This is a genomic window from uncultured Salegentibacter sp., from assembly GCF_963972535.1.
Classification (GTDB): domain Bacteria; phylum Bacteroidota; class Bacteroidia; order Flavobacteriales; family Flavobacteriaceae; genus Salegentibacter.
Genome location: NZ_CAXAVR010000096.1, coordinates 1 through 10,530 on the forward strand (window position 1 = coordinate 1; position 10,530 = coordinate 10,530).

At 38.3% G+C, this 10,530-nt stretch carries 23 protein-coding genes; all 23 read right to left on the bottom strand.

From position 1 onward, the window contains the following. Positions 1-33: 33 nt before the first annotated feature. The gene (rpsD, locus tag AACZ30_RS10785; protein ID WP_075324937.1) at positions 34-639 is read right to left on the bottom strand and encodes a 30S ribosomal protein S4; all 606 of its coding nucleotides are present in this window, start codon (positions 637-639) and stop codon (positions 34-36) included. Between the two features lie 87 nt (positions 640-726). Then, positions 727-1,113, bottom strand: coding sequence for a 30S ribosomal protein S11 (gene rpsK / locus AACZ30_RS10790; protein ID WP_037319270.1), 387 nt, complete (start codon positions 1,111-1,113; stop codon positions 727-729). Positions 1,114-1,121: 8 nt separating this feature from the next. Beyond that, a complete protein-coding gene (gene rpsM, locus AACZ30_RS10795) occupies positions 1,122-1,496 on the bottom strand; it encodes a 30S ribosomal protein S13 (RefSeq protein WP_057482220.1) in 375 nt (124 codons plus the stop codon). A gap of 2 nt (positions 1,497-1,498) precedes the next feature. Then, positions 1,499-1,615, bottom strand: coding sequence for a type B 50S ribosomal protein L36 (ykgO, locus tag AACZ30_RS10800; RefSeq protein ID WP_013305171.1), 117 nt, complete (start codon positions 1,613-1,615; stop codon positions 1,499-1,501). Positions 1,616-1,733: 118 nt separating this feature from the next. Further along, the gene (infA, locus tag AACZ30_RS10805) at positions 1,734-1,949 is read right to left on the bottom strand and encodes a translation initiation factor IF-1 (RefSeq protein WP_013073244.1); all 216 of its coding nucleotides are present in this window, start codon (positions 1,947-1,949) and stop codon (positions 1,734-1,736) included. 2 nt (positions 1,950-1,951) lie between these two features. Beyond that, positions 1,952-3,289 (bottom strand): preprotein translocase subunit SecY, encoded by a 1,338-nt coding sequence (secY, locus tag AACZ30_RS10810; RefSeq protein WP_075324939.1) that lies wholly within the window; start codon positions 3,287-3,289, stop codon positions 1,952-1,954. An 11-nt stretch (positions 3,290-3,300) separates the two neighbouring features. Continuing rightward, entirely contained in the window at positions 3,301-3,753 is a 453-nt protein-coding gene (rplO, locus tag AACZ30_RS10815; RefSeq protein WP_075324940.1) for a 50S ribosomal protein L15, read from the bottom strand. Positions 3,754-3,762: 9 nt separating this feature from the next. Beyond that, positions 3,763-3,945, bottom strand: a complete 183-nt coding sequence (rpmD, locus tag AACZ30_RS10820) for a 50S ribosomal protein L30 (protein WP_075324941.1) — start codon at positions 3,943-3,945, stop codon at positions 3,763-3,765. 13 nt (positions 3,946-3,958) lie between these two features. Continuing rightward, positions 3,959-4,483: a 30S ribosomal protein S5 gene (gene rpsE / locus AACZ30_RS10825; protein ID WP_075324942.1), complete on the bottom strand. Its 525-nt coding sequence runs from the start codon at positions 4,481-4,483 to the stop codon at positions 3,959-3,961. A 6-nt stretch (positions 4,484-4,489) separates the two neighbouring features. Next, positions 4,490-4,843 carry a 50S ribosomal protein L18 gene (gene rplR / locus AACZ30_RS10830; RefSeq protein WP_075324943.1) on the bottom strand — a complete coding sequence of 118 codons (354 nt, stop codon included), beginning with the start codon at positions 4,841-4,843 and terminating at the stop codon, positions 4,490-4,492. A 12-nt stretch (positions 4,844-4,855) separates the two neighbouring features. Then, a complete protein-coding gene (gene rplF / locus AACZ30_RS10835) occupies positions 4,856-5,398 on the bottom strand; it encodes a 50S ribosomal protein L6 (protein ID WP_075324944.1) in 543 nt (180 codons plus the stop codon). Between the two features lie 19 nt (positions 5,399-5,417). Beyond that, on the bottom strand, positions 5,418-5,816 hold the full coding sequence (gene rpsH / locus AACZ30_RS10840) for a 30S ribosomal protein S8 (RefSeq protein WP_075324945.1): 399 nt from the start codon (positions 5,814-5,816) through the stop codon (positions 5,418-5,420). 66 nt (positions 5,817-5,882) lie between these two features. Next, positions 5,883-6,152 (bottom strand): 30S ribosomal protein S14, encoded by a 270-nt coding sequence (gene rpsN, locus AACZ30_RS10845; protein WP_057482226.1) that lies wholly within the window; start codon positions 6,150-6,152, stop codon positions 5,883-5,885. A gap of 2 nt (positions 6,153-6,154) precedes the next feature. After that, positions 6,155-6,706 (bottom strand): 50S ribosomal protein L5, encoded by a 552-nt coding sequence (gene rplE / locus AACZ30_RS10850; protein WP_075324946.1) that lies wholly within the window; start codon positions 6,704-6,706, stop codon positions 6,155-6,157. A 2-nt stretch (positions 6,707-6,708) separates the two neighbouring features. Then, positions 6,709-7,020: a 50S ribosomal protein L24 gene (rplX, locus tag AACZ30_RS10855; RefSeq protein WP_075324947.1), complete on the bottom strand. Its 312-nt coding sequence runs from the start codon at positions 7,018-7,020 to the stop codon at positions 6,709-6,711. Between the two features lie 12 nt (positions 7,021-7,032). After that, a complete protein-coding gene (gene rplN / locus AACZ30_RS10860; protein WP_075324948.1) occupies positions 7,033-7,401 on the bottom strand; it encodes a 50S ribosomal protein L14 in 369 nt (122 codons plus the stop codon). Beyond that, complete coding sequence (gene rpsQ, locus AACZ30_RS10865; protein ID WP_037319236.1) at positions 7,401-7,658, bottom strand: 30S ribosomal protein S17; 258 nt, start codon at positions 7,656-7,658, stop codon at positions 7,401-7,403. The genes rplN and rpsQ overlap by 1 nt, the downstream gene beginning before the upstream one ends. Before the next feature lie 18 nt (positions 7,659-7,676). After that, positions 7,677-7,868, bottom strand: coding sequence for a 50S ribosomal protein L29 (gene rpmC / locus AACZ30_RS10870; RefSeq protein WP_037319233.1), 192 nt, complete (start codon positions 7,866-7,868; stop codon positions 7,677-7,679). 12 nt (positions 7,869-7,880) lie between these two features. After that, positions 7,881-8,300 carry a 50S ribosomal protein L16 gene (rplP, locus tag AACZ30_RS10875; protein WP_057482229.1) on the bottom strand — a complete coding sequence of 140 codons (420 nt, stop codon included), beginning with the start codon at positions 8,298-8,300 and terminating at the stop codon, positions 7,881-7,883. A gap of 19 nt (positions 8,301-8,319) precedes the next feature. Further along, positions 8,320-9,039 (bottom strand): 30S ribosomal protein S3, encoded by a 720-nt coding sequence (rpsC, locus tag AACZ30_RS10880; RefSeq protein ID WP_075324949.1) that lies wholly within the window; start codon positions 9,037-9,039, stop codon positions 8,320-8,322. Positions 9,040-9,046: 7 nt separating this feature from the next. After that, the gene (rplV, locus tag AACZ30_RS10885) at positions 9,047-9,454 is read right to left on the bottom strand and encodes a 50S ribosomal protein L22 (protein ID WP_075324950.1); all 408 of its coding nucleotides are present in this window, start codon (positions 9,452-9,454) and stop codon (positions 9,047-9,049) included. A gap of 8 nt (positions 9,455-9,462) precedes the next feature. Then, a complete protein-coding gene (gene rpsS, locus AACZ30_RS10890) occupies positions 9,463-9,741 on the bottom strand; it encodes a 30S ribosomal protein S19 (protein WP_057482232.1) in 279 nt (92 codons plus the stop codon). Between the two features lie 6 nt (positions 9,742-9,747). Further along, positions 9,748-10,530: 50S ribosomal protein L2 (gene rplB / locus AACZ30_RS10895; RefSeq protein ID WP_339649319.1), on the bottom strand; the 783-nt coding region annotated here is incomplete at its 5' end.

Below are 10,530 nucleotides of genomic sequence, written 5' to 3' on the forward strand. Positions count from 1 at the left end.
TTAGTATTGCCATATTACGACTTCTGTGAATTATTATTTCGAATATAATTCGACGATGAATTGTTCATTTATGTTTTCCGGAATCTGAATACGTCCGGGTACTGAAACAAAAGTTCCTTGTTTTGTTTCGTTATTCCAGGTAATCCATTCGTAAACACTGCTATTGTTAGCTAGTGAATCCTGGATAGCCTGTAAAGATTTTGATTTTTCACGAACACTTACTACATCACCAGGTTTCAATTGGTAAGAAGGTATATTTACCAACTCGCCATTTACCGTAATGTGTCTGTGAGATACAAATTGTCTTGCTGCGCTTCTAGTTGGGGCAATACCCATTCTATAAACTACGTTATCAAGACGTGATTCACAAAGTTGAAGTAGCACTTCACCAGTAATTCCCTGCGCTCTGGTAGCTTTTTTAAACATATTGCTAAACTGACGCTCAAGGATACCGTAAGTATACTTTGCTTTTTGCTTTTCCATTAACTGGATAGCATATTCAGATTTTTTTCCACGACGACGGTTGTTCCCGTGTTGTCCTGGAGGGTAATTTCTTTTTTCAAAAGATTTATCGTCTCCAAAAATAGCTTCACCGAATTTACGGGCTATTTTAGTCTTTGGACCAGTATATCTTGCCATTAATTTAAATTTTAGAAGAAAGGGATTATGAATTAAGGTCTCTGTCCTTCGATAATCTTAACTCCTCTCTTATTATTATACTATTTATTAAACTCTACGTCTCTTAGGAGGACGACATCCATTGTGTGGTAATGGAGTAACATCAATAATTTCTGTTACCTCAATCCCGTTATTATGAAGCGAACGAATAGCAGATTCTCTACCATTCCCCGGCCCTTTAACGTAAACTTTAACTTTGCGCAAACCAGCTTCATGAGCTACTTTAGACGCGTCTTCTGCAGCTAACTGGGCAGCATAAGGAGTATTCTTTTTAGAACCTCTAAAACCCATTTTTCCTGCAGATGACCAAGCAATAACGTCACCCTTTTTATTGGTTAGGGAAACAATAATGTTATTGAAAGAAGCCGTAACGTGCGCTTGCCCTACGGACTCAACGGTTACTTTACGCTTTTTTTGAACTGTCTTCTTTGCCATATTAATTACTATTTAGTTGCTTTCTTCTTGTTAGCAACTGTTTTTCTTCTACCTTTTCTGGTTCTTGAGTTATTTTTGGTTCTCTGCCCTCTAAGTGGTAAACCACTTCTGTGACGAATACCTCTATAGCATCCAATATCCATTAGACGCTTAATACTCATTTGAACTTCTGTACGTAATTCTCCTTCGATTGTAAATTCACCAACAGCTTCACGAATACGACCAATTTCTTCATCGTCCCAATCTGAAACTTTTTTGCTTTCATCTACTTTGGCCTGGCTAAGGATCTTTTGAGCCCTGCTTTTACCAATTCCGAAGATATAGGTCAATGCTATAACTCCTCGCTTTTGTTTAGGTATATCTACCCCTGCAATTCTTGCCATAATTAGCCTTGTCTTTGTTTAAATCTAGGATTCTTTTTGTTAATTACGTAAAGGCGCCCTTTTCTGCGAACTATCTTACAGTCGGCACTTCTTTTCTTTACTGATGCTCTAACTTTCATCTCTTTAGTTTTTTACAATTCACTGATCTTGAAATATGCTCAAAATCAGGATTTCAGCATTCATAAATTTTTCAGGTTGCAAAAGTACTGAAAATTTTACAAATAGCTCAAATTACTTTTAGTATCTGTATGTTATACGAGCCTTACTTAGATCGTAAGGGCTCATTTCCAGTTTTACTTTATCTCCAGGTAACAATTTAATGTAGTGCATACGCATCTTCCCAGAGATATGAGCTGTCACAACGTGACCATTTTCCAATTCTACTCGGAACATTGCATTAGACAATGCTTCTATAATCGTTCCGTCTTGTTCTATTGCCGGTTGTTTTGCCATAATTAAGCTACTGCTTTTCTGTTTTTACCTGTTTTCATTAATCCGTCGTAATGTCTATTCAGCAAGTAAGAGTTTACTTGTTGCATAGTATCTATTGCAACTCCAACCATAATTAAAAGCGAGGTTCCTCCAAAAAACAATGCCCATCCTTGTTGCACACCTAAGAGTTGCACCACAATCGCTGGGAACACAGCAATAAGCGCAAGGAAAATAGATCCTGGCAAGGTAATTTGAGACATAATTCTATCTAAAAACTCAGCGGTTTCAGTCCCAGGACGAATGCCTGGAATAAATCCTCCACTTCGTTTTAGATCATCAGCCATCTTATTGGTAGGTACAGTAATCGCGGTATAGAAGTAAGTAAACACAATAATTAATAGTGCAAAAACTACATTATACCAAAACCCAAATATATCGCTAAAGGCAGCGGTAACCCCTTGTGCAGCATCAGAATCTGATAATCCTGCTACAGCAGCTGGGATAAACATAATTGCCTGCGCAAATATAATTGGCATTACACCTGAAGCATTAAGCTTAAGTGGAATGTACTGTCTTGATCCAAATACGTTTTTCTCGTAACCTCCAGAGGCGGTTCTTCTGGCATATTGCACCGGGATTTGGCGCACTGCCATCACCAACATTACCGAAGCAAGAATAATAGCAAACCAAATTACCAATTCAATAAGAATCATAATAAGGCCACCGTTGGATTCAAATACCCTGGAAGCGAATTCCTGAATAAATGCTTGTGGTAAGGTAGCAATAATACCTACCATAATTAATAGCGAAATACCATTACCAATACCTTTGTCGGTTATCTTTTCACCCAGCCACATTGCGAAAATGGTACCTGTAGTAAGAATTACTACTGCAGAAGCTACAAACGTAACAGTATCACCTAATAAAAAGGCTTGCTGCGGAAGTGTAGCAAAAAGGTTATAGATATAACCGGGTCCCTGTACTAATGTAATTGCAATAGTTAACCAACGGGTGATCTGATTGATCTTACGTCTACCACTTTCACCTTCTTTTTGCAGTTTTTGCAGGTAAGGTATAGCAATACCCATTAGCTGCACTACAATAGAAGCCGAGATATATGGCATAATTCCCAATGCAAATACAGAAGCATTAGAAAAAGCTCCACCTGTAAATGCGTTTAAGAGGCCTAAAAGACCTCCATCTGTTTGGGATGCCAGGTTAGATAGCTGCGAAGCATCTATCCCGGGAAGCACAACTTGCGCTCCAAAACGATAAACTAATAACAGACCGAGGGTTACTAAAATTCTATTTTTTAGCTCCTCGATCTTCCAAATATTTTTAATAGTATTGATGAATTTCATTTGGCTATCTATTATAAAGTAACAACTTCACCTCCAGCAGCTTCTATAGCTTCTTTAGCTGTGGCTGTAAATTTATGAACAGATATTTTCAACTTTGCCTTTAATTCACCTCTACCTAATATCTTTACTGGTTTGTTTTTACTCACAAGACCGTTTTCGATCAAAGTATCAACATCTACAGTATCTTTAATTTTACCTTCATCAACCAAACGCTGTAAGGTATCAAGGTTAACACCCTGGTATGCTACACGATTTCTGTTAGTGAAACCAAATTTTGGAACACGACGTTGAAGTGGCATCTGCCCTCCTTCAAAACCAATCTTCTTGGAGTAACCAGAACGAGATTTAGCCCCTTTGTGACCACGGGTGGCAGTACCACCTTTACCTGATCCTTCTCCACGGCCAACACGCTTGTTGTTACTCTTAACTGAACCTTTTGCAGGTTTTAAGTTATTTAATTCCATGTGAATTTATTATTTTGTTTCCTCAATGGAAACTAAATGTTTAACTTTATTTACCATACCAAGGATGTTTGGCGTATCGTTGTGCTCTACCGTTTGGCCAATTTTCTTAAGACCAAGAGACTCTAAAACCAGTTTCTGGTTTTTAGATCGGTTAATTGCACTCTTTACTTTTGTAACTTTTATCTTTCCCATCTTTCTCCTTGATTTATCCTTTAAAAACCTTTTCTAATGAAATACCACGTTGTTTAGCAACAGTATCCGCACTTCTTAATTGAAGTAGCGCATCAAAAGTAGCTTTTACCACATTGTGTGGGTTTGAAGAACCCTGGTTTTTAGAAAGTACGTCGTGTACACCAACAGCTTCCAGTACGGCACGAATTGCACCACCGGCTATAATCCCGGTACCAGTGGCAGCAGGTAGCAAAAGAACTCTTGCTCCACCATACTTACCTTTTTGCTCATGAGGAAGGCTTCCTTTATGTAAAGGAATACGCACTAAATTCTTCTTTGCATCTTCCACAGCTTTAGAGATAGCATCGGCAACTTCTTTAGATTTACCTAAACCTTGCCCTACAACACCATTCTCATCTCCTACTACAACAATAGCAGAAAATCCAAAAGCTCTACCACCTTTGGTTACTTTGGTCACACGTTGTACTCCTACCAAACGGTCTTTTAATTCAAGTCCGCCCGGTTTTACATGTTCTACGTTTTTATAATCTTGATACATAATTTTCTAGAATTTTAGTCCTCCTTCTCGAGCACCTTCTGCTAATGATTTAACTCTTCCGTGATACAGGTAACCACCTCTGTCAAAAGAAATGGTTTCTACACCGGCTTTCAAAGCTTTTTCAGCAAGGGCTTTACCAACCAATTCTGCTTGTTTGGATTTATCACCTTCTACTGATACGCCTTTATCTCTTGAAGAGGCTGCAGCTAGTGTTTTTCCTTCTACGTCATCTATAATTTGAGCATAAATTTCTTTATTACTTCTAAATACAGATAATCTTGGACGGCTAGCGGTACCCGTAATTGACTTACGAACACGCTTTCTTATCTTATTTCGTCTATCTTGTTTTGAAACTGCCATATCTAAACTTTATTAAGCTGATTTACCTGCTTTTCTACGTAATTGTTCTCCAACATACTTAATACCTTTACCTTTATAAGGCTCTGGTGCTCTAAAGGAGCGTATTTTAGCAGCTACCTGGCCCACAAGTTGTTTATCGTAAGAAGTTAATTTCACGATTGGGTTTTTACCTTTCTCTGAAATTGCCTCTACTTTAACTTCCGGTGCCAAATCTATTACAATATTATGGGAAAACCCAACGGCTAAATCTAATTTTTGTCCCTGGTTAGAAGCTCTATATCCAACTCCAACCAATTCTAAAGATTTTGTATATCCGTTAGTTACTCCTTCAATCATATTGTTTATCAAAGCACGATAAAGACCGTGTTTTGCTTTCTGATCACTTTTCTCTGAAGAACGTTCAAAAGTAATTACGCCATCTTCAATTTTCACATCAATGTCGCTAACTTCCTGCTTAAGTTCTCCTAATTTTCCTTTTACCGTTACAACGCCATCTTTAAGGTCTACATTTACACCTTCTGGAATTGTAATTGGGCTTTTACCTATTCTTGACATTTCTTTAGTCTTTTAAGTATTAGTAAACGTAACACAATACTTCACCACCAACTTTCTCGGCTTTAGCCTGCTTCCCGGTCATTACACCGTGAGAAGTAGAAACTATAGCGATACCAAGACCGTTTAAGATACGTGGTAATTCGTTAGCGCCGGCATACTTACGTAAACCAGGTTTACTTATTCTCTGGATATCTTTAATTACAGGCTCTTTTGTAATTTTGTCGTACTTAAGGGCAATTTTAATTGTTCCCTGAGCACTAGCATCATCAAACTTGTAACTAAGAATATATCCCTGATCGAATAATATTTTTGTAATCTCCTTTTTAAGGTTAGAAGCTGGTATTTCTACCACCCTGTGGTTTGCAGCCACAGCGTTCCTAACTCTTGTCAAATAATCTGCAATAGGATCTGTATTCATCTATCTTAATTTGCGGATGTGGTTTTCGTCCCGTCACTCGGGAGAACCTGCAACCAATTTATAATTTTACCAACTAGCTTTTCTAACTCCAGGAATTAATCCCTTATTAGCCATTTCTCTAAACATTACACGAGAAAGACCAAACTGTCTCATATAACCTTTTGGCCTACCAGTTAGCTTACAACGGTTATGCAAACGTACAGGAGAAGAATTTTTTGGTAATTTTTGTAATGCTTCCCAATCGCCAGCTTCTTTTAAAGCCTCGCGCTTTTCAGCATACTTTTTTACCATTTTTTGTCTCTTCACCTCACGGGCTTTCATTGATTCTTTAGCCATAATTAATTCTTTTTAAAAGGTAATCCTAGTTCGGTTAACAACGATTTTGCTTCCTTATCGGTTTTGGCAGTGGTCACGAAGGTAATATCCATACCATTAATTCGGTTCACTTTATCAATATCAATCTCCGGAAAGATGATTTGTTCAGTAATTCCTAAATTATAGTTTCCTCTACCATCAAAACCATTAGCCTTAATCCCGTTAAAGTCACGAACACGTGGAAGTGCTGATGTGATTAAACGATCTAAGAATTCGTACATTCTGTATCCTCGCAAAGTAACTTTTGCCCCAATTGGCATTCCTTTACGAAGTTTGAATGAAGCAACATCCTTTTTAGAAATGGTTTGCACCGCTTTTTGACCGGTAATTGTAGAAAGTTCATCTACAGCATGGTCAATAAGCTTTTTATCTGCTACAGCTGCACCAACGCCACGGCTCAAAACTATTTTTTCAAGTTTTGGAATCTCCATTACGTTAGCATAGCTAAATTCTTCTTTTAATGCAGGCTTTACTCGCTCTGCATATTCTGCTCTAAGTCTTGGTACGTATGCCATAACTAAATTACTTCATTAGATTTTTTGGAAAATCTTACTTTCTTTCCATCCTCTTCTTTATATCCAACTCTGGTAGTGTTACCATCTTTGTCTAACAAAGAAAGGTTAGAAATATGAATAGGAGCTTCTTTCTTTACAATACCACCTTGTGGGTTAGATGCACTTGGTTTCTCATGTTTTGAGATAGTGTTAACACCTTCCACGATGGCTTTATTCTTTTCTATGAGAACTTTTTGAACTTTACCTTCCTGACCTTTGTGGTCTCCAGCAATAACTCTTACAGTATCTCCAGTTTTTATTTTAAGCTTTCTCATCTTGTTAATGTATTAAAGCACCTCTGGTGCCAATGATACAATTTTCATGAATTGCTTATCACGAAGTTCTCTCGCAACCGGTCCAAATACACGAGTTCCGCGCATTTCTCCAGTTGGATTTAATAATACACAGGCATTATCATCAAAACGGATATAAGACCCGTCTGCTCTGCGTACTTCTTTCTTGGTACGAACAACAACTGCTGTTGAAACTGCACCTTTTTTGATATTTCCGTTAGGTGTAGCTTCTTTAACGCTGACAACTATTTTGTCCCCAACAGAAGCGTATCTTTTCTTTGTACCGCCCAATACACGTATGGTCAAAACTTCTTTTGCCCCGGTATTGTCTGCTACTCTTAGTCTAGACTCTTGTTGTACCATTACTTCGCTCTTTCAATTATTTCTACTAATCTCCAACATTTAGATTTACTTAAAGGTCTTGTTTCCATGATCCTTACAGTATCTCCTTCGTTGCAGTCGTTTGTTTCGTCGTGCGCTACGTATTTTTTCGTTTTTAAAACGAATTTTCCATACATAGGGTGTTTTACTTTCTTAACTTCAGAAACCACGATAGATTTCTGCATTTTATTACTTGTAACAACGCCTATACGCTCTTTTCTTAAATTTCTTTTTTCCATCTTTCAGCAGAATAACACTTATTGTTGTTCTCTTTTAGTTAACTCTGTAGCAAGTCTCGCTATAGTTCTTCGTACAGCTCTAAGCTGTATTGGGTTCTCTAATGGCGAAACTGCGTGAGCCATTTTCAAATCTGAATATGCTTTTCTAGATTTCCCAAGCTCTTCTTGTAATTCTGCCACAGACAGTTCTTTTACTTCTGATTGTTTCATAATTTTATAATATTAAGCTTGATAATCTCTAGCTACAATAAATTTGGTTCTTACCGGAAGTTTCTGCGCCGCAAGCCTTAAAGCTTCTTTAGCAACATCCATTGGTACTCCACCAATTTCAAACATAATTCTTCCTGGTTTTACAACAGCAGCCCAATATTCTACAGCACCTTTACCTTTACCCATACGCACCTCTAGAGGTTTCTTAGTGATAGGCTTGTCTGGAAATATTTTAATCCAGATAGAACCTTCCCTTTTCATATATCGGGTAGCAGCAATACGTGCAGCTTCTATTTGACGGGCAGTAATGAAACTAGAATCCATAGATTTAATTCCAAAGGTACCATTAGAGAGTCTATGCCCTCTTCCGGCGTTGCCTTTCATACGGCCCTTCTGCTGTTTACGGTATTTTGTTCTTTTAGGTTGTAACATTTTTCTTTACTTTAAAAAATTACTTTCTACGACGTGATTTGTTACCACCTCGCCCGGCTCCAGGTTTTCCTCCTTGTTTCTTGGACATTCCAACAAGTGGAGAAAGATCTCTTTTACCATAAACTTCGCCTTTCATGATCCATACTTTAACACCCAACCTACCATAAGTAGTATGAGCTTCAACTAAAGCATAGTCAATATCGGCCCTAAAAGTAGACAGAGGAATTCTACCATCTTTGTATGCTTCTGAACGTGCCATTTCTGCACCATTTAAACGTCCGGAAATCTGAATTTTGATTCCTTCAGCATTCATTCTCATAGCAGCCGCGATAGCCATTTTAATTGCACGACGGTAAGAAATACGATTTTCAATTTGTCTTGCAACACTTGATGCTACTAAATGCGCATCAAGTTCTGGCCTCTTAATCTCAAAGATGTTAATTTGAACTTCCTTGTCGGTAATTTTCTTAAGTTCTTCTTTAAGCTTGTCTACCTCCTGGCCGCCTTTACCAATAATAATACCTGGTCTGGCAGTGGTGATAGTAACGGTTACAAGCTTAAGCGTACGCTCAATAATTACCCTGGATACACTCGCTTTAGAAAGACGAGCATGGATGTACTTTCTAATCTTATCGTCTTCGGCTAATTTATCGCCGTAGTCATTTCCTCCGTACCAGTTGGATTCCCATCCTCTTACGATACCAAGGCGATTCCCGATTGGATTTGTTTTTTGTCCCATACTCTACTTAGCTTTGTGTATTATTGTTTTCTCCAAGCACCAAAGTAACGTGATTGGATCTCTTTCTAATTCTATGTGCGCGACCCTGTGGTGCAGGACGTAGCCTCTTAAGCATCGCTCCTCCATCTACACGGATTTCTTTTACAAACAATTCAGCATCTTCAATACTTGCATCTTCGTTTTTAGATTGCCAGTTGGCTATTGCGGAAAGCAATAATTTCTCTAAACGCCCAGAAGCTTCTTTTGAACTGAATTTTAATATTTGAAGCGCTTTTTCTACTTTCTCTCCTCTTACTAAATCCGCAACTAAGCGCATTTTTCTAGGCGAAGTAGGGCAGTTATTCAACTTTGCAAAAGCTACCTGTTTTTTGGCTTCTTTTATTTGCTCTGCTCTTTCTCTTTTACGAACTCCCATAGCTTCAATTATCTTTTACCTTTATTTTTTGCACCAGAATGCCCTCTAAAAGAACGTGTTGGTGAAAATTCTCCTAATTTATGCCCTACCATGTTCTCTGTTACATATACAGGTACAAATTGTTTCCCGTTATGAACAGCGATAGTTTGCCCAACGAAATCTGGAGTAATCATTGAAGCTCTAGACCAGGTTTTGATCACGGCTTTCTTACCAGACTCAACGTTTTGAGCAACCTTCTTATCTAACTTATAGTGAACGTAAGGTCCTTTTTTTAATGAACGTGCCATATCTTATTATTTCTTTCTACGTTCTACAATATATTTATTACTCGCTTTTGTTCTTGAACGGGTTTTGAAACCTTTAGCAGGTAAACCTTTTCTAGAACGTGGGTGACCACCGGAAGCTCTTCCTTCCCCACCACCCATTGGGTGATCTACAGGGTTCATCGCTACTGGTCTTGTTCTTGGTCTAATACCCAACCAACGTTTTCTACCAGCTTTACCAGAAACCTGAAGTTGGTGATCACTATTTGATACAGCTCCAATTGTAGCCATACAAGTAGACAACACTCTTCTAATTTCCCCTGAAGGTAGTTTTACGGTTGCATATTTTCCTTCTCTTGCCAATAATTGAGCAAAAGCTCCAGCACTTCTTGCCATTACAGCACCCTGACCGGCTCTTAACTCTATACAAGAAACTACAGTACCAAGCGGAATACTAGATAACGGCATTGCATTTCCAATTTCTGGAGCAGCCGAATCTGTGCTTGATACAATATTTTGACCTACCTGTAACCCATTTTGAGCAATAACGTATCGTTTTTCACCATCCTGGTAATTCAACAATGCGATAAAGGCAGTTCTGTTTGGATCGTATTCTATACTCGCAACAGTAGCAGGAACACCATGCTTGTCACGTTTAAAGTCTACAATTCTGTAACGTCTTTTATGACCTCCACCTTTGTAGCGGATAGTCATTTTTCCCTGACTGTTTCTCCCACCTGATTTTTTTAACGGAGCCATTAAACTCTTCTCCGGCTTATCAGTAGTAATGGCGTCAAAACCATTAACTACTCT